At 38.5% G+C, this 19,901-nt stretch carries 11 protein-coding genes; all 11 read right to left on the reverse strand.

All coding sequences use genetic code 11. From position 1 onward, the window contains the following. Positions 1–104 precede the first annotated feature (104 nt). The 11 genes from AAOP42_RS16440 to AAOP42_RS16490 all read right to left on the reverse strand — a co-directional run bounded on the left by AAOP42_RS16440 (position 105) and on the right by AAOP42_RS16490 (position 19,797). Entirely contained in the window at positions 105–2,258 is a 2,154-nt protein-coding gene (locus AAOP42_RS16440) for a beta-N-acetylhexosaminidase (RefSeq protein WP_349529641.1), read from the reverse strand. A gap of 46 nt (positions 2,259–2,304) precedes the next feature. Next, positions 2,305–3,405 (reverse strand): hypothetical protein, encoded by a 1,101-nt coding sequence (locus tag AAOP42_RS16445; protein ID WP_349529642.1) that lies wholly within the window; start codon positions 3,403–3,405, stop codon positions 2,305–2,307. After that, positions 3,402–4,856 (reverse strand): FG-GAP repeat domain-containing protein, encoded by a 1,455-nt coding sequence (locus AAOP42_RS16450; RefSeq protein WP_349529643.1) that lies wholly within the window; start codon positions 4,854–4,856, stop codon positions 3,402–3,404. Before AAOP42_RS16450 ends, AAOP42_RS16445 begins: the two co-directional genes overlap by 4 nt. A gap of 201 nt (positions 4,857–5,057) precedes the next feature. Further along, the gene (locus tag AAOP42_RS16455) at positions 5,058–6,674 is read right to left on the reverse strand and encodes a RagB/SusD family nutrient uptake outer membrane protein (protein ID WP_349529644.1); all 1,617 of its coding nucleotides are present in this window, start codon (positions 6,672–6,674) and stop codon (positions 5,058–5,060) included. Positions 6,675–6,686: 12 nt separating this feature from the next. Continuing rightward, positions 6,687–10,220, reverse strand: coding sequence for a SusC/RagA family TonB-linked outer membrane protein (locus AAOP42_RS16460; protein WP_349529645.1), 3,534 nt, complete (start codon positions 10,218–10,220; stop codon positions 6,687–6,689). A 147-nt stretch (positions 10,221–10,367) separates the two neighbouring features. Beyond that, positions 10,368–11,393 carry a FecR family protein gene (locus AAOP42_RS16465; RefSeq protein ID WP_349529646.1) on the reverse strand — a complete coding sequence of 342 codons (1,026 nt, stop codon included), beginning with the start codon at positions 11,391–11,393 and terminating at the stop codon, positions 10,368–10,370. A gap of 66 nt (positions 11,394–11,459) precedes the next feature. Further along, positions 11,460–12,113 carry an RNA polymerase sigma-70 factor gene (locus tag AAOP42_RS16470; RefSeq protein WP_349529647.1) on the reverse strand — a complete coding sequence of 218 codons (654 nt, stop codon included), beginning with the start codon at positions 12,111–12,113 and terminating at the stop codon, positions 11,460–11,462. A 111-nt stretch (positions 12,114–12,224) separates the two neighbouring features. Further along, positions 12,225–13,883, reverse strand: coding sequence for an FAD-dependent oxidoreductase (locus AAOP42_RS16475; RefSeq protein ID WP_349529648.1), 1,659 nt, complete (start codon positions 13,881–13,883; stop codon positions 12,225–12,227). 33 nt (positions 13,884–13,916) lie between these two features. After that, positions 13,917–15,569, reverse strand: a complete 1,653-nt coding sequence (locus AAOP42_RS16480) for an FAD-dependent oxidoreductase (protein WP_349529649.1) — start codon at positions 15,567–15,569, stop codon at positions 13,917–13,919. A gap of 290 nt (positions 15,570–15,859) precedes the next feature. Next, positions 15,860–17,770 (reverse strand): DUF3857 domain-containing transglutaminase family protein, encoded by a 1,911-nt coding sequence (locus tag AAOP42_RS16485; protein ID WP_349529650.1) that lies wholly within the window; start codon positions 17,768–17,770, stop codon positions 15,860–15,862. Beyond that, positions 17,770–19,797: a DUF3858 domain-containing protein gene (locus tag AAOP42_RS16490; protein WP_349529651.1), complete on the reverse strand. Its 2,028-nt coding sequence runs from the start codon at positions 19,795–19,797 to the stop codon at positions 17,770–17,772. The genes AAOP42_RS16485 and AAOP42_RS16490 overlap by 1 nt, the downstream gene beginning before the upstream one ends. Positions 19,798–19,901 lie beyond the last annotated feature (104 nt).

Here is a 19,901-nt window from a genome sequence, read left to right on the forward strand (position 1 = left end):
AATTTTTAATGGATTCTGTTTGGAACAATCCTACAGAATAGATTTATTATAATTTTTTTGAAAATCACATTACTTCCTAATAAAGGATTATTTTCTCCTTTATGTCAATACTCTAGCTGAAAAGTCGTTCGGTATTTTTTCAGCTCTTGCAGATAACCTTCCATGTCGAGCAGCTGCTCGTCATAAATCAGGTAGCTCAAGTCTGCCGTTCTGTTGGCAAAATGACGGGAACGATCCATCTTAAAAAAGAATTTTTTATCAGGTGTGGAAAGCCCTTTTGGTAGGCGTGTTTTCTCCCAGGTTGTTACCAAATCGGTATATACTTTCTTTCTCCTTGCCAGGCTTTTCTCAATGATTGTCTCTGCTTTCACAAGATCGTTCTGTGCCTTCTTACGATCAATAAATGCATTTTTGTGCGCTTCAGTAATGGCGTATTCCAGATTTGATAAATCCTGATAAGTAAGGCAAGTATGATGAATCAATCTTGCAATAGATTCATACACTTCAAAATCATAAGCATGGTCAAGATTGAGGTTTTTGTTGGTGTCAATTATTTGCAGGGCACGCAACATCTTTTCGTTTTGTTGAGCTGATTTTTTGACTATATCCTTATACTCATTATTCCAATAGGGGTCATATTCCAGGTATTGGCCTCTAGGTAAATCAGGCAAATGTGTCTTTCCAATATCTCCTGCATGCCATACGTGTCGCTCGAAAGTTTCGTAGTAATAATACGAGCCTTCATTGAGCAATTGATATAGTTCATTCATATCAACCACTTTTTCTCCGTAATAATTAGCAAAGAATGAATCTTCAAACTCCTCTAATCCGGGAGCTGCACCATTCCAGGAATATTGTGCGGAAGTCACAAAGCTGAGCATCCACATCTGATTGTGCAGCCCGGAATCGTCCCACGAGGTGTTGATCATGCCGTCGAATTCTGGTGACTTGGACCTGACAGAAAGAAAATCATACGAATTTTTCAAACTTCCTTCTAACAGTTCTCCTTTTTTCTTTTTGAAATGGTATGGAAGAAATAAGGGTTCAATTCCTGGATTAGGATCATACATAAAAACTTCAAAACCCATCGCTTTTGATTCCTTAGCGTAATTGAACTCTGATGAATAATCATAACTCTCGGTCAGCACCAAATTCGTATTTGGTTTCATATTTTTTATGGGTGACTTACCCAATTTCCATCCCATTGGCCTTTCCCAAACCATTACTTTTCTTCTTTTTTCAAGATGCTCTGCCGCTTTATTGATGAATAAATGATACAATCCACTGTTTCCAATTTCCTTTGCTTTTGCCTGACATTTATGGCAAGCCCCTAGCTCGTAGGTCTCATCTGATCCAATGTGAATGTATTTCGAGCCGGGTGTGGCTTTGATCGCCTCATCCCATAGGTCGAACATAAGGTCATAAGTGCCCTCTTCCAACGGGCAAAACTCCCAGTCTGACCCTTCTACTTCTCTCAGTTCTTGGTGCTGAGGCCATTTCAATATAAAACTCACATGACCCAGACCTTGAACCAAGGGAGTCAGTTCGATGTGGTACTCTTTGGCATAGTGCGTGAACTCCTGCATCTCTTCAATGGTAAATGCTCCGGGAGCGCCAACTTCTGGGTGGCTTTCGTAAGCGAGTTTGTCTTCCCACTCCCACACCAACATGTTAATTTTATACTTTGCTAAGTCTCTGATGAAGTCTTTCACATAGCTACCTTTGTCCTGATGGTGTTTCGTATCATAATGGGCAGCCCTTATTTTTATATCCGGCCAATCGGTAATTTCCATACCTGGCACTATCAAATTGCCTCTGGTCTTTTTGATCAGTTGGAAAAAAGTCTGAACCCCGTAAAACAACCCGTCTTCATCTTTGGCACTAATGATTAGAGTATCACGATTCGTTGATAAAATGTATCCTTGTTCAGCCAATGATTTGGGACCTCCTTTCCTTGTCAAAAGCACATTGCACTCCCCTTTGCTTTCAGAAATCACCGTTTTGACTTCCCACTTTCCTTCCAACTCACTTTTAAGCATTTCTGCGGTTTTACGATCTATGGTGGAAGCATTTTTATCCAACACAATATTGACTGTACTTTTCAATACAAACTCATTTCCTCCAAGCACTACTTGCTGTGGATAGGGGATGACATGAAGTCCAAGATCAGAAAGTTCTGAGGCCAAACTGTTTTGAAATGGACTGGTTGCAAGCAATAGTGTGAAAACCATGCATGCTAATGTTCTGTATATTTTCATATTCTTTTCTTTTTTTAAGAGACCTAAACCTGATGGGAAGGTCTTATTATTCCGCCTGTATTTTGATTAGATGCTCGGGTCCAGAAATACCTGCCAGATTTATTGTCCGAAATACAATTTCATGTTCATCTTCTGTTAAATCGAGACTAAAGTTGCTTTCAGCCTTTTGCCAATTCCCATTGGGAAGTCTCTTCATTTGATACCCCTTGAGGTTTGGTGTATCAGAATTCAGCCCGACATTGGCTTTATTGCCTTCAATGCTGACTTCAGAAGAGATCGTGTTGGGAGTCCATTCAATTGCATCTCTATTCGGTTCGAGAATCATAAATTCCGGCTTACCATAAGCCCAATGTGGTTTTTCTCCCCATATCCATGTATTGTTCTTAAAATAATCATCAGTGTACATGGTGAGGGTTTCCTTATAGTCTGGCCATACAGTAAACATATTGTTGTTGGTATGATATTCAATCCAAGAATAAGTCCTTGCAAAGCTTTCTTTGCTCCTTTGGAAAGTCTCATCAAATTCTGTTGGAATCCGCTCCAACCCCCTGATCATGGTGATGTCTTTCGCTTTGTTTTTTAAGTATTCATCGCGAATTTCCAAGGCCGAAAGTGGTATCCCATTTTTCTCAAAATAATGATTGTATTTGGCATCCAATAGCACCCATTTATTGTAAGCATTGACCCAAGTCTCACTTATCCCGTGATGACTATCTATAATACCTGCCACCCCCGGGCCAGCTCCGATTGTTCTTGTTACATAGCCATAGGCATTCATCACACCGTTTTGAACTCTCATGAAGTGTCCGCAATGAAATCCTGTACCGCTCAACGCTTCGTCCAAAATACTTTCTACATAGCCTCCACCTGGATATGGGTCTCCAAAATTGTCAATAGGAATTGTATTAGTAATCCATTGTTTTAACTCCAAAATTCTTTCAAATTCATCTTCATTACCATGAAATATGGTATCCAATTGGTATTTAGCTTTAAGCTGTTGAAACTTAGGTGAAGACAAATCTTCCGAATAACGGAAAGCTGTGTTTTTCTTATGACGTGGATTATCGACTTCCACAAATCTGTATTCTTTCGGCACACAAGCGATGCAGCATCCCAAAACAGCCAGTATTGATATTATCCTTTTCATTTGATTGCATTGTTTTTTAATAATTGGAGATTGATCCTTGAGGCTTTCCAACCTTCCATAATGGAATTATACTTCTTATTAATTGGCAATGTGTAAGAACCGAGCATAATGTCAACATCACCATCCTGGTCAAAATCACCATGATCCATGACCACCCATCGTCCTGTTAAAGATTGCTCAAACGTATATGACACAAATTCATATCGTTGGAGGTCATTGTTTTCCAGATAAACAAATCCTTCTCCGGGTGCTGTGGTATAATCAGGAAAAAAAGACATCACAGCAAAATCCAAGTCACCATCTAAGTCATAATCCGCTGAAAGTACCCGGGTAGCTCCGTAGATCGGATAAAACCATTCCTGATCAAACGAATTCGACCCATCATTGATAAACAACCTCACACCATGATATGGTTTGGCAAATACAGAAAAATCGCCATTATCTCCGTTGGTAAGAACAATATCCAAATGACCATCCTTGTTATAATCAACCAATTGGAACCAACTGGAACCATACTCCGGAGGTAGTTGTATTACTTGATCTATTCTAAACTTTAAGTCTCCTTCATTGTACAAAATGTAAATCCCCTCATTGCCTTGAGATGCCAATACAACTATATCGTTGAGCCCGTCAGTATCCATATCTGCTATTTCCACTTTAGTAGTACCAGGCATTGCCAACAGGTTTGTTTTCTTGTAACCCTGATCTGACTTTATGAGCATAGACAATTGCCCCGTACGATTACCAAACTCGCAAACTATAATTTCATTCATGAAATCATAGTTCAGGTCAGCAATTTGGACAAACACCGGTCTATGCAAATTACGCATAACGGTATATATAGAATTTTCAGTAACCTGATACAAAGTTCCTAAAGGTTGATTGCTCGGAAATAAATACCCTGCTTCAGCAATCCATCTGGTGTTTCCCTTTTGTACCACAGAGGTTACAGGTGAATCAAACCGAGGGATTTCGGTTTCACTTTTCAAAGTACTGTCGAAAGGCCATTGATACACCCATTGATTCAGGGCATCAGCAATGAAAAACCGATTGTTTAACGAATCAAACTGAACACTGGTAATCATAGATTTGTCTTGATATTCTTCAAAAGAAACAGGACTGGAGTCAAAGCGATCCAATGGTAAATTTCTTTTCAATCTCAAAGTATCTTGGATAATAGAATCTGGCGATAAAGTCATAATATATCCATATATGAGATTCCAGGTCACACTGTCAATAATTGCCTTTGACAGTTTTGGACTATTGTTAAAAACATTCTGATCGTGAAAACTGAAGCTTTCAGCACTTGGAGACAAAAACTCATATCCCAGTCTTGATGCCATATCCGGTAATATATTATTTTTCCATACTGATTTTGGAATATTAGCAGGATCTGGAGCAAGGTGACAACTACCGCAATAAGTATTGTATTGAGATTTAGCTGTTACCATGTCAGAGGCTTGTTCGCAAGAGGCCGACAACAACATCAAAGAGAAAAAAAATAGCACCCATTTCATTGTTTGTCTTACTTCTCTTTTAAAATATACTATTCGCCCTCTCTTCAAGAATCTGTCCCTGAGAAAATCAAAACAATAGAGTCCCGGATTAAAAGAACTCTATTGTTTTATTAGCTGTTAACTATGTTTTAGATTTTAATAGCCCGGATTATTACCAGCCTGCCTCATTAATGGATTTGCCTCCAACTCCTCTGCAGGTATAGGAAACAACAAATGTGTTCCAATCTTAAATTGAAATTGGTCAGATGAATTTGGAAATGAAAAATCAGAAGCAGTCCAACTGTTCAAGTCTTCCAATCCTGCCGCATGCCATCTTCTAAGGTCAACCCATCTGATACCCTCTTCTCCAGCCAACTCCAAAAATCTTTCATCCATGATATCCTGCATGGTAACAGACCCTAAGTCAGCAGGAACGGTAGCCTCACTACCATCTGAGGTAGAGAGTCTCGCTCTTCGCCTGATATCATTCACCTGAGTTAGTGCGGCCGATGGGTTTCCTGTTTGTAAATAAGCTTCCGCAACTGTTAACTTGACATCAGCTAATCTCAAAATACGAGTATTCACACCTGATGAGATTCCGCAACACCCTTGTCCATTTTTGTTATCCATTAAATCACCCCTGTCACCATTGATGTATTTTATAAATTGGTTTCCACCAAACCTACTCCATCCATAAGTACCTATCGTTTCGGCTCGACGTGGATCTGCAGCGTCAAATGCATTCATCAATTTATCAGTTGGCCCTACTGACCCACCTCCGGAACTACCATTGGCCCAGTGGTCAGTAAAGTAACCATAATAGGCACCCAAAGCACCATTGCCTCCACCATAGTCATTATCTAACCAGGGATTTTCAGAATTGTTAATGCCTGCCTGAAACTCAAAAAGTGATTCAGGGTTATTTTCAGTTCGATAATCAAAATTTTCACCAAAATGAACACCAACAATCGTACTTTCAGAATCATCAATTGCTTCAAATGCGGCAATCGCTTTTCCATAATCTCCATTTCTATCACCACCACTATACTCATCTGCATAGTTAGCCCTCAGCGTATATGCCTTTACCAAAAGTCCAAGTGCACTATTTTTAAAAACCCTTCCTTTGTTGTTAACATCCCACGAATCAGGCAACAAAGTTTTGGCTTCCTCCAAATCTGATATTGATAAATTTAACATTTCAAAACCAGTGCTTGGAGGGTTTGTAGCTGTTTCCAAAGACTTTATCCATTCACTTTTTAATGGCCCTCTGCGCCACTTCTCCCAGATTTGCATGTGCGCCCAAGCTCTAAAGAAAAGAGCTTCGCCTCTATTATAATTTTTCAGATTCGTATCAACATATACAGCAGATGATGCTTCGATTTGCTCCAGCATAAAGTTGGATCTATTTATGATGATATAATACCTCTGCCACATCATGGCGTTTCTATTATCTGAAGGGGACATTCCCGAAAATGCTTCATATTCTGCATTAGAGTTACCGCTATTGGTAAGGTCATCCCCCTGCAATAGCCAGTATGGATGGATTGTTACTCCACGCCCAATTTCACTAGTTCCAAGATTAGCAGAATAGATGTTAGCCAATTCTGCATACATACCTCCAATACCCCTTTGGATTTTACCTTCATTGTCAAAATAAGTCGTTGATATTTCATCTGCTATAGGAACATCAAGGTACTCATCTGTACAGGAGACAATAATGCTGGCAGCTAATACAAATAAGGATAGAATTATTTTTGTTTTTATCTTTTTCATAACATTCAATTATTAAAAGTTAATGGAAAACCCTGTATAGAACATTCTGGGAGACGGATTGTCATCAGATTCCGGATCGAGTCCCGAATAACCAGTAAGGGTAAATGTATTGGATGACCCCACATAGATGCTTAAATTACTGATGTAATTGCCCACTGATTCATAAAAAGACTCTGGAAAAACATAATTTAACCTAACATTTGAAAGCCTGAAATAATCGGCATCTTCTATAAACAAGCTTGAGAACCTGTAATTGTTGGCCGGGTCACCCCATATCATTCTAGGCAAACTTGTATTAGGATTGGATGGAGTCCATGCATTCAGCACTTCTGTACTTCTATTGGCTCCATTTACGCTTGGGTTCGAAAACTGCCTGATTGAATTGTATTTCTGAATATCTCCAACTCCGTAAAATACCATGTCTAATGACAGTCCTTTGTAACCTACATTAAAGTTTAAGCCGTAGTAATAGCCGGGTGTGGTTTTCCCCAAATATGCCTGATCAAATTGATCAATTTGGCCATCGGGGTTAGGGTTGTAAAACTCACTTTCGTCGCTAGGTGCACCATACAAGTCTTTGAAATAATAATCACCTGCTGTTACCAATGGTGCATTGTAGCTCACATCGGTGGTTTGGTTCATCCATGCCTGTGCTTCCTGATCGCTTTGGAATGTTCCTTCATATATTGGGCCCCTGATAAATCCGATAGGTTTCCCAACTTCTACTCGCCCTGCGTTGGTTGATATTGGAATTCCCTCATAAATCTTTAAAACTTCATTTTTCTGAGTTGTCAGGTTACCACCAATACTAAAGGAGATATCATTGATAGACCTGGTATAATTAAATGTCATCTCAATCCCTCTGTTACTAACATCTCCAACATTTGCCTCTGGTCCATGTATTATACCTGAACTTAACGGAATGACAACACCCTGTAATAATCCTTCGGTAAGTTTGTCATAATATTCAAATGAGAAATCTAAGCTGTTGAATAATCTGGAATCAAAACCAACATTAATTGTGGTAGTAGTCTCCCATGATAATGTTGGATTTGGAAGGCCAAAAACAGTAGCTGCATCGCTAATTGTTCCATAACCTCCATTAGTATTTCCCCAAACATAATTTGGCCTCTTATTAATCGTTGAAAGGTAGGCGTTCTTGGTTACTTCATCATTTCCAAGTTTACCATACCCTGCTCTGATTTTAAAGTCATTTACAAATGATACTTCACTCATAAATGGCTCTGTGGATAACCTCCAGGCAGCCGATACGGCTGGAAATACTCCCCATCTATGCTCCGGAGCAAAGCTTGAAGAACCATCTCTTCTGATAGAAAAATCGACGTAATATTTAGAAGCGTAGTTGTATCCGGTTCTGAGAAACGAACCAAAGCGTGCTGATTCTTCTTTGAAAATACCTGCACTATTAGTAATTCCGCTACCAAGTCTTATCAAATCCCGGTCTATGGTACTAATGTTTTCAGAATATAGCTCTGTGTACTGATAGCTGTGATTATTTCCCATAGCACCAACCAGAATATCTATTTTGTGATCTCCTAATGTTTTCTGATAATTGGCTGTAATATCAAATTGATTGGTGATGTTATTTCCATCTATAACATTGTAACTCCCCAATGATCCCGGAACAGATGGTGATTCAGGATCAGCACCTTGAGAACTAAACCAATATGATTCTCTTGGGTAAATTTTATTTACCCCCGTCAGTGTATTGTCTATGCTATATGCCCCTCTGATCTTTAAATCCTGAATAGGTTCTACTTCGAGGTAAGCCCTTCCTGTACTCCTTAATCCTTTGTGTAAAACATCATCCAAAGACAATATAGCATGGGTATTGTGACTGGTACTATTGCCATATAGTCTATTTCCCGTCCAGTTGCCACTAGCGTCATAGCCTTCAAGTACCTGAGCAAATCCTCTTCCATTCACACCATTCGGATCGTATATGGGCTGAAATGGCACATTTGAAGCTGCACTGATGGTACTGGAAACAGCTTGTCCACTTTCTGTGGAACTAATCCGTCCATTAAAACCTGCTCTAAGCCAGGGATTAATATCCATATTTAATTTAAATGTACCATTCAATCGATCAAGGTAGTTCCCAATATAAACACCGTCCTGACTACTTTTTCCTACGGATACAAAATAATTAACTGCCTTAGTACCCCCTGAAAAATTAACAGAATAATCCTTGGTCATAGCATTTTGGTTTTCTACAGCTTTCTGCCAATCAGTAGTAGCTTCATTGCCACGGTAGTTTGAACTGGATGGATCAAACACTCTTAAATCTTCAGCAACAATCTCAGAGTTGGAATCTGTAGCCCAAAGTGCATTGTTAAAATCAGTATATTGTTTAGAATTCAATACATCAACACGATTTGTAATATTGGTCCATCCTATCCTTGATGAAAAGGATACTTTAGGTTTACCAGTACTTCCGCTTTTTGTGGTAATCAATACCACTCCATTGGCAGCCCTTACACCATATATGGCGGCAGCAGAAGCATCTTTTAAAACAGTTATTGACTCAATATCCTCAGGATTTATCAGTGACATAACATTAATTGACCCTCTTCGATAATTCCCGTTATCGGTCTGTCCTTCTATTCCTGCTCCATACTCCTCCAGCATGACCCCATCAACAACATAAACAGGATCTGCTACTCCCCATGTATTGGTACCTCTTACTCTAATGGTAGGTCGTGACATGGGATCGCCATTATTCCCAGATACCTGTACTCCTGCCATCTGCCCTTGCATGGCCATTTCCGGAGACATGGAAAATCTTTTTGTGATTTCTTCACTTGAAATTTGTGAGATTGCAGTAGTCACATCCCTTTTGGCTTTTTCACCATAGCCTATCACCACAATTTCGGACAATTGTTGAGCGTCGGGAGTCATTGCAATATTTATTTCCGACCTGCCCGCTATCTCTACCTCTTGAGTAAGATAACCTACATAAGAAACTACAAGAAGACCATCTTCTGGTACAGTCAATTTAAAATTCCCTTCTAAATCGGAGGTAGTTCCGTTGATAGTTCCCTTAACAACCAAAGATGCCCCAGGCAATCCCTGACCATTTTCGTCTGTCACTTTTCCGGAAATCTCAACATCAGCTACTAAAGATTCGTGTATTATTTCTCCGGAAGCAGAATTCCCAGAAATCACACTAATGTTTTGGTTGACCTGACGAAATTTTAAGCCTGCCTGTTTGGCAACTTCGATCAGCACATCACTCACTTTCTGATTCGTAGAAGAAGTAATGGTTACTGATTGTTTTAGCTTCTTTTTGATCTCTGACTTGTCGTAAGAAATGGTGAAATCCGTTTTGGATTCTATCTCATTGAAAATTTTTTCCAATGAACTGACTTGTGCATTTATGTTTATGCCTACTTCTCTTACACTCTGGCTTTTCTGGGCTTCTAAATCCCCTGCGAGCAGTAGATTCATCAGCCAGATTTGTACAAATACGCCATAAGCAAAGTACTTTGAAAGCATAATTATTACTTGTAATGATTTAAATTTCATACTTTTACATGATTTCGTTAAAAATTTATTTAGCGATAGGGTAATCTGAACACACGCCAATGTGGTTACCCAATCTTATAAGTCTGTCAACCTTGTTGGCAGACTTATTTTTTTAAGAGCTATTCTGAACTGTCATTTTATCATCTTTTATTTTCTATAATTAAGGATCACCGTTTCATTTCTTATTATAAAATCGAATTTCTTCACGTGTCCCATACTGATCAATACATTTTCTAAAGATTCATTCTCAAAGCGACTCGTATATTTCCACTCTTGATTACTACCTCTGTTTTTTACAATCAACTTCACACCGTACCACCGCTCCAGAGTTCTGAATACTTCCTCTTGCGAGGCTTCATGAAAAGACAAAATTCCATTTCTCCAGGCAAGCAGATTTTCAAATTCACTAAGGTTCTTCTCAAATTTTTTTTCGGATTTAGAATACGACAAAGATTCTCCTTCTTCCAGGTATTCATCCTTATTGATTCGGTCAAGGTCTGATATTACAACTTTACCCTCGGTAAGCAGTACATCTATAGATGCTTCCTCCAAATAGGATCGAACATTGAACTCGGTACCCAATGCTGTAATACTCACTTTTGAGGTTTTCACAATAAATGGAAGTTCTTTGTTTTTTTCTATATCAAAATATGCCTCACCATGGAGTTTGATGTTCCTGTGAGTATGTCCAAAACCTTCCTGATATTCTACTTTGCTTTCGGCATTGAGCCACACTTTGGTGCCATCCGGCAAAAAGATCTGAGATTTTCTACCCTTAGGATTTTCCTTTATAATCATTGCCAACGCGTTGATCTCTTTTGAAGAATGACTCAGGTTCATTAAAAAGAATACACCTAAAGCAAGCACGACAGAGGCTGCCAGCGACATCCAAGCTATTTTGTAACTTTTTGCTCTTGGGAGTGTTATCGCTCGTCTTTGATGACCATTGGTATGATCTTTAAAAATGTCTCTACTCAATTTGTTATAAGCCCTGTCAATATTGGCCTTTTCCAAAGTGATGGTATCGTTGGAATTTTCCCAATACTCCCGTATGGCTTTGAACTTTCGTTTATTCTCAGGCGAATCATTAATCCATTGGATTAATTCTCGAACTTCCCAAGTATTGAGATCGCCCATTAGATAGGCATAAATAGATTTGTCTGGATTGAACATAATAGTTATCGTCTATTATGTTAGACACGACCCAAGATAAGATTCCCTAGTGGGCTTAAAACTTTTTTAAAAATATTGTGAACTACTCCATTCTAAGGCAGGTAAGACAAGGATAAACACTTCCAAAATGCTCATGCCTGACGACTGTCCTCCCCGGCTTTCGTAGTAATCTTCTATTGAAATTCTGATTTTTTTCACTGCTGAATATAAATGACTGTCCACTGTTTTAGTGGAGATATCCAACAATTCGGCTACTTGCTTATAATTAAGCCCATCTTCTTTTACCATGCGATAAATAATGCGCCCTTTTTCCGGCAAGGCATCAATGGCTTCATTGATTTTTTCATACAACTCTTGCGAGAGTAAGTCACTTTCAGGATTCTGATTTGTTCGAATGTATTTGAAATCTATTGAATCCACTTCAATATGTACCAAATCCTTCTTTTTGTCCCTGACGGCATTCATCGTACGGTTTTTAGTAGCTGTAAACAGGTAGTTTTCTATGTGCTCAATCTCTTGGAGTTTCTGTCTGTTTTTCCAAATAGTAGCAAACACATCCAACACAATTTCTTCTGCCAAAACAGAATTTCTAATCAGTGAGAAGGAAAAATGCAATAGCCTGGGATAGTAGCAGTCGAAAAACTCCCTAAAGGCAATCTGATCTCCGTTATCACAGATACGAGCTAATACGGTTTCTATATTAATTGACCTTCTTTTCAAGTGCCAGGGCTATTGAATGATCCAAAAATGACAATGTGGAAGAAAGCAATTTAATGCTATTATTTTATTAAATAAAAATGGAAACCGGAATTGACAAACTGCTATTCAATACTAATCAAGCAAAAGTACTTGCCCCTGATTAAGAAGTTTGGCCTCTAAATCTTCATAAGACACATCCTGTACGGCTATATTTTTATCGATAGCAATACCGGCAGCTGTGGCAGCAGATTCACCAAGTATCATAAACACCGGTTCCATTCGAATAGAGCCAAAAGCTATGTGGCTTGAAGACACACACACAGGAACCAACAGGTTGGTACATTCCTTCTTTTTGGGAGTAAGTGACTGGTATGAAATCTGATACGGATGGTGTGGATGAACTCCAATGTCTCCTTCATTTTGCACGTAACCATCCTCCGTAATATAACGCTGGATATTGTGAGAATCCATGGTGTATGAACCCATACCGACCGGAGAGGGTACTTTTCGTTTTCCAAGTACATCATTTTCGGTAGTTACATATTCACCAATCATTCGGCGTGCCTCCCTGATGTATAATTGATGAGGCCAGTTGCCATTGTCTGTAAATTCATCTTTTGCCAGCCCCCATTCATTCATCTCATCTTGTATGTCTTTTGGTACTCTTGGGTCATTGGCTACAAAATACAACAAGCCTTTTTGGTAGTCTTCATGTTCCTTTATTATCTCTTTTCTTCTTTCATAAGATGCTTCAGGATAATCATAATTCATTCCTATATTGTCGCTACTGAATGGGCCGTGGTTGTTGGTATCCGTTTTCCTATTCGGAATCACATCAAACTTATTAAACCATTCTTTCCAACCTGTTTCAAATACTCTTGCTAATAATTCATATTGTTTTGGGTCGTAGTTTTCCGGTTTAGGAAATGGTACCCTGTTGTCGGGGTGATTGCTCATACAAGTACGGAAACAATAAGCCTGAACTTTGTTGTCACCATCTCCTCTCTTCCCAGGATTTTCAACAGATATCTTTGGCAACACACCACTGGTGCTATCACCAGGAATTTTATATGGGCTGATCTTCATATCGCCAAAGTGGTGGCCATGATGTAATACCCCAACCTGAATTCCATTCCATTCTTCATCATAAACATCTACAGCTTCCCGACCAACGTGATAACTCACTCCTGATGCTGCCATCAAATCCCCTTCATAAGTGGCATCAATAAATACTTTCCCTTTATAGGTTTTTCCACTCAGTGTAGTAAAAGATGTTATTTTACCATTTTCTACATTTACTCCTGTATTTCTGTCAAGCCATTCATTACGATAGATAGTTATATTATTCTCTGACACAAAATCTTCAAATACCTGCTCTGCAATATGTGGTTCAAAAATCCACATGGTTCTGTTTTTTCCGTCTATAGCAGGTGTACCCTGTCCCTTATTTCCATATTCGGATTTTTTCTCCCATTTCCATGCCGTATCATCGTTGTAATAAGTCCAGACCCTGTGATAAAACTCCCGTGACAGGCCACCTATGGTTTCTTTGTTACCTGTATCTGTGAATCCCAGCCCACCTGCAGAAAGCCCTCCCAAATGCGTGTCAGGAGAAACTACAATTACTGATTTGCCGGAGCGAACTACCTCCACGGCAGCTATAATGGCTGCTGATGTTCCTCCATATATTATCACATCCGCTTTTTCTGATGAATCATCAGGTGTACATGAAGAGAGGTAAAGTGCTAAAATGGCGAGATATAAGTAGATTGATTTGAAATAGCGATGCATGTTTTAGATTTATAGGTGAAAGGTATAGTCTTTTCAGTTTTTTAGAATCTGTTTGTCTTTAAGCAATATTTTTTCCAGTTTTTTGTAGTTGACATCCTGCACTGCTACTTTGTCGTCTATGGCTATGCAAGCTGCAGTTGCTGCTGACTGGCCAAGTATCATAAACACAGGCTCCATGCGAATGGAACCAAAAGCCATGTGGGTAGATGATGGGCAAGCAGGTACAAAGAGGTTGTTACATTCTTTCTTTTTAGGAACGATAGACTCGTAAGCAATCGGGTAAGGCCCAAAACCTCCAACTTCTACATCTCCTTCATTTTTCACGTAACCTTCTTTGGTGACATACCTTTGGACATGATGTGAATCCATAGTATAAGCCCCCATGCCCACCGATTTTTCAACAGGTAATTTTTGTTTACAATGATTTTCTGTCATCACAAAATCACTGACCATACGACGCACTTCACGCACATAAAGCTGTGGTGACCAATTACCATATTTTTCGTATTCATCCTTTGGCAATCCCCATCGACTGATCTCTTTTCTAATGGATTCAGGAATACGGGGATGGTAGGCCAGTGTCCACATCAGACCCAATTGATAGGTCTTGTGAGCCTCCCGGATTTTATCTCTGGTTTCATAATCTCCTTCAGCATAATTATAGTTTCTGCCAATATAGTCAGTGGAAAACGGTCCTCTGTTGTTCCAATCCGTTTTTCGGTTGGGCATATCAGACGGAATAAAGTAAGGTGATTTGGCTCCTGCTTCGATTGCTCTAAACAGCAATTCGTATTCCAGTTCATTGTAACCTTCCGGTTTTTTAAATGGAATTCTATTTTCAGGCGCATCAGTCAAGCACATCCGATAACAATATGCTTGTATTTTGCTGTCAGCAGTACCATCTCTTTGTATGTCTGGATTAATATTGGGCAGTAAGCCACTACTTGGTTCACCAGTTCTGATGTAGGGATCAACACCATCAGGAAATTGATGGTGTTTGGCTAATGCAGTCTGAACTCCATTTAATGTTTCTCCATACTGATCGTTGCTTTCCCTACCTACTGTATAACTCACTCCCGATAGAGCCATTAAGTCTCCTTCGTAGGTGGCATCTATAAACATGTTGGCAGAAAACACCTTTCCGGATTCCATCTTGATCGTTTCAATCCTTCCTTTGTTGAGCTGCACTTCAGCACTCAGATCAAGTCTTTCATTGTATATGACTTTCACCTCATTTTCACGAATCATATCTTCGTAAATTTCCAATGCCATACTGGGCTCGAATGTCCACATCGCATCTTCTTGATTATTGGTACGTGTTTGGCCTCCGTCTTTGTATTCCTCTCGCTTCTGCCATTTCCAATTCTCAGGATCCTGATATTTTTTGGCTACCCTTTTATAAAATTCTCTTGAAAGGCCTCCAATAACCTGCTTATTTCCAATATCGGTTTGTCCCAAACCTCCGGTAGTCAATCCTCCCAATCGGTCGGCAGGTTCAATTAACACGACCGTCTTACCCATTTTTTTTGCCTGAATAGCAGCTACAACTCCCGCCGATGTACCTCCATATACTACTATATCAAAAGTCGTATCACTGGTTTGGGCAAGAGAAAAAACCGATAAGTGTAAAAATATAATGGTTGAAAGTATGCAGAACCTTCTCGAATGATTTGATAAACAGGTCATAAATTATGTTTTATTATTTGTTTGCAATTTCTTCAGGGTAGTATTTCATTGGATAATTAGGGCTGAATATAATCATATTATTCCATGTGGCAAGATCATTATTCAGATCAAAAAATTGTTCTTCACATGTATAATTACATAAAAACAGTTCTTACTCCCGGTAAGTGTAATATGATATGGTTTCCAAATTAGACTTTGTATAAAATAAATATATTTATACCTATACCTTGCGAAACTCCAGTATTTCCCATTTCTCTTATTATAACTTTTCTGAAATTCTTTGCGAAGCATTAGGTTTTATCTACAAAAACAGCTTTGGATTTATCCGCTTTGATTACTTTCTGGCAAAAGTTTCTGTAGTCTTCATAGAGTTCTTTTGGGAAACGGCCCTTATTGTATTCCCTTCTTCTGACATAGATAAGTTTGCCGTCTTCAAAGGAAACTGCCGAGTTGTATTTACCAAATTCTGAAATAATTTCTACAGGTTCGGGTAAATATTCGGAATGTAAATGGGCAGGAATTTGATATACCACCGTATCTACATCTATTCCTTGAAAATCCAGCACCAAATCGGTTTTTCGCTCTTCGTATTTTTTAGGAACATAAGTATCCTTGTTTAACAAATTAAGCCCAAGGAAAACCCGCTTGCCATTTGGTTTTGCCATTCTGGGAATATCTACTTTCATATTCTGAACAACCGAAGGTATTTTGTTCTTTATTTCGTCGAAACTAAAATCCTGAATAGTAAAGTCTGGTATTTCAGTGTTCTTATAGATCCATTTTCTTTGCTCTTCACTTCCATTATTTAAATACTGATTGACATTTTTGTTTTCATATTGCAATCCAGAGTAAACTATTTCCACGTTGGCCTGAGCACTTCCATCCTTTGAAACATTCACTTGAGCTACTGTATGTTGAGTGTTTATTTGTTTGTTGTAAACCGGAGTATGAACGATTTTCCCTCCATCCTCAGCAATCAATAGCACATCTCTATCTCCGGTAAAACTTCCCATGTAACCGAAAGGGTTGGTCTGGCTGGTACACTCCAACCACAACGTGTCCTGCTTGTTTGGCACACACAAAATGGCATGGTTAAATCTACTTGCAGAAAAATCCGGATCTAGTTCAGGAGGATTATCACCAGCATAAACAAGGGTATAATTTGAAGGAATGTTTACGGCTTTCAATAAGGAATACGCATAGTTAGAAAGTGCCTTACAATCCCCATATCCCAAGTCATCTACCACTGATGCAGGAAAAGGCTGATAGCCCCCAATACCTAATTGAATGCTTACATACCTGGTTTTATCCTGCATATATTGATACACTGCATGCACCTTATCTTCAACTGATTCGAAACTTCCTGTAATACTTTTTATTTCCTGAACCGTCTCTGGCGGCAAATCTGAACGGCCACTATTGAGTCCGGCAATCCATTTCCCAAATGAAGACCAGGTACTTAAGTCTCCATCATAACCATCGTAATGAAATTTAGAAGGAGAACAATATATTATGGGACACATTTCACTAAACGGTGGCCCATTTGATTCTCTTTCTTTTGATTTCAAATTGTTAAACTGAATATTCAAATAAACTATCCCGTCCTTTTCTGCTCGATCAAATTCTTTATCAATATTGTGGTATTTAATTCGGGGTAAAAACTCCAATGGAGAAGAAATAGAAAAAAGAGAGTTGATCACAGAAACATTTTGACCAGGCAATACTGACCAACTGGGAATATGATAGGTAAACTTATATTCTATCTCTATTTCAAATTCTACAATATAAGGGTAGTCACTTTGTTTTAAATCCGCATGTTGGTACCGATTGTCATCGAAGATAGTATTTCCAGAGGTAGCACTTTGATCTATTATTTCAGATTTTTTAAGCTTTTCATGCTCATTTCCATTCTGGTCATATACTACACCTTTGAAGGAGTTGATCTTTGAAAGTTTATCATACCCTATGGTTTTTGTGGCATAGAATTTTCCTTTAGCGTTAAGAATTGCCGCAACACTGTGAATAGAATATACTGCACGGTTATCTGATTTGATTTCATATTTTCCTTCATCCAAAAAATAAACCACATTGGCATTTTCTTTCAAAGAATCGGGTATAGCTTCTATGCTGTATTTGACCTGTCCGAATGCCACAGCAGACGACAAATAGAAAAGTAAGAAAAAAGAAAATTTATACTTCATCACACTTTTTTAAGAACCAATTGCTCATTCTGTTTCGCCACTATTTGAGCGAAAAACTCTTTGATATAAGCATATTCGTTCATTACAAACAAAGTTTTATAAATATTGAGTTTACTCATAACTATCAACTTACCTCCACTCATCATCACGGAGTAAACAAATCTGCCAGCTCTGTCAGGCAGCAGCACAGTGAAAGGTTTGACAGGAGCCTCCAATTGATAACCCTCTGGCAATGTATAAGTGACATAATAAACTTCTTCAATAGGACATGAAAAATCTATAGGGTATTCTCTTTTTTCCAATGAAAATGGGTTTTTTTCATACTTGCCGGAAAGTAAAGGATCCAGATAAATGATATCTCCTAAACTTTCGACACCACTATTTATTTCTGCATCATATTTTACCACAAAGGGTTTGTCGTAATCCTGCTCATTTTCTACTTCTATCTTTTCAATTTCCCATTTAGAATTTGACTTTAAATCTGTTATAAAATCTTCCTGTCCTTTGCTGAAATACTTTTTTCTTTCACTCAGTCCATTATAGCCTTCAAAATTGAAGTGTAGAAAACCTGACAGTTCTCCGTCTTCGGTTATGTTTATTTCTCCACCTACCTTGGTTGATTTATTATATGTAGAAGGAATATCCACCCATCCGTGATTGGTTTCAGAGATAACATACCCTTGTCCGTTAAGGCATCTTTCCGGAAGGGCAGTGATAGGTAAATATGGCTCGGTGGCATCAAGTAACATGATATTTTCTCCAAGTTGCACTTTGCAAATCACATAATTGAACTGGCTGGAAACAGCAATATGAGTTCTTACCATTCCATGATCTCTGGTACTTATGATTACAGGATCTGCATTTATACCAGCCTTTTTCAACATACTGGTCAACAACAGGTTAATTTCAGCAGAAGACCCTTCCCCATCGTCATAAGGTTTTTTCAGGTTGCTTTCCAGGTATTTGGTCTTGTTTCCATTCCATTTCACTTTTTTCTTAACAAAAGCATATATCTTATTCACTCTGTCTTCTTCAGAATCCTGATCAGATATTATGCCATCCAGTTCCTTCTTCAAAAAACCGGAACTCTCTACCTTCCCTCCAAAAAAATCATAATCCAAAAATTGTTTGTTTACCTCTTCCCATGTTCCTCTCAGATACCTTATAGGTTGATTAGGGAATTTTGTGCTTTCCAATTCAAAACTTACCCTTGAAATGTAGTTTTTAGAGGTAGTCATATAAGGTTCCGAAATAAACGCAGGAACATCCTTGGCCACCCATCTGTTAATTACATTTTGAGCATCATAGTCATTTGTATATCCTGAGTTTCGCTCACCCGATACCGGGTCAATACCACTACTTACCCTGATGGTAAAGCTTTGTCTTCCGCTTTCTTGCTCTTGAATAAACATAGGAATATATCCCTGGAAATTTTTTTGATACCTGTAATATTCAATAAAGCTGGCACGGTACTCACTCCAGGCAACAGGAATCTGATACTGAAACTGCCAACCCCTGTAATTGAAATAAAAATCTGACCTTATTGAATAAGTGAATTCTATGATTGATCCTTCTTTTACATTGGGCATAGTGAACTTTACTTTGTCATAATTGTCATCTACATTTTCATTGAATATAGACTCTTTTTCCAGTTTTGTCTTTTCAACCTTACTCCCATCAAGATTATAAGTCACTCCCTTTAGCCCGCTAAATACCTCTTTTCTACCGTCACTATTGTACAGCATGACTTCATGGTCTGCCCATGCATAGCCGTCTTTGTTAATGATTTTTATTCTAACATGCCTTTCAAAAATCACCTGAAATTGATCGTTACCATAGTCAAAATGAGAAGTGCCATAATCCATTAAAATTACGGCATTGGCATTGGTGTCTTTTTCATAGAGTTTCATTTTTAGCTGTTCCAAAGGGACATCTCCAAATTTAATCGGAGGCTTTTCAGAATAACCTGCCAAGGGGATGAGCAGAAAAATAAGCACCAGGGCAAAAGGAGGTTTTGCAAGTTTCATAAAGTTGGTAGTTTAGATTGGTCTGCTCCAATTTAATTAATGATTAATTAAATTAATAACCCTTCTTACCAGAAATATTTCTAAAATGAATAAATAAAAACCAA

The sequence above is a fragment of the Reichenbachiella sp. MALMAid0571 genome, from assembly GCF_040151475.1.
In the GTDB taxonomy this organism is placed as follows: domain Bacteria; phylum Bacteroidota; class Bacteroidia; order Cytophagales; family Cyclobacteriaceae; genus CAXBNB01.

Bases quoted from the DNA above. Each gene is read 5' to 3' on its own strand.
- AAOP42_RS16445 (WP_349529642.1), bottom strand. From the start codon at position 3,405: ATGAAAAGGATAATATCAATACTGGCTGTTTTGGGATGCTGCATCGCT.
- AAOP42_RS16450 (WP_349529643.1), bottom strand. From the start codon at position 4,856: ATGGTAACAGCTAAATCTCAATACAATACTTATTGCGGTAGTTGTCAC.
- AAOP42_RS16490 (WP_349529651.1), bottom strand. From the start codon at position 19,797: ATGAAACTTGCAAAACCTCCTTTTGCCCTGGTGCTTATTTTTCTGCTC.
- AAOP42_RS16475 (WP_349529648.1), bottom strand. From the start codon at position 13,883: ATGCATCGCTATTTCAAATCAATCTACTTATATCTCGCCATTTTAGCA.
- AAOP42_RS16465 (WP_349529646.1), bottom strand. From the start codon at position 11,393: ATGTTCAATCCAGACAAATCTATTTATGCCTATCTAATGGGCGATCTC.
- AAOP42_RS16440 (WP_349529641.1), bottom strand. From the start codon at position 2,258: ATGAAAATATACAGAACATTAGCATGCATGGTTTTCACACTATTGCTT.
- AAOP42_RS16485 (WP_349529650.1), bottom strand. From the start codon at position 17,770: ATGAAGTATAAATTTTCTTTTTTCTTACTTTTCTATTTGTCGTCTGCT.
- AAOP42_RS16460 (WP_349529645.1), bottom strand. From the start codon at position 10,220: ATGAAATTTAAATCATTACAAGTAATAATTATGCTTTCAAAGTACTTT.
- AAOP42_RS16480 (WP_349529649.1), bottom strand. From the start codon at position 15,569: ATGACCTGTTTATCAAATCATTCGAGAAGGTTCTGCATACTTTCAACC.
- AAOP42_RS16455 (WP_349529644.1), bottom strand. From the start codon at position 6,674: ATGAAAAAGATAAAAACAAAAATAATTCTATCCTTATTTGTATTAGCT.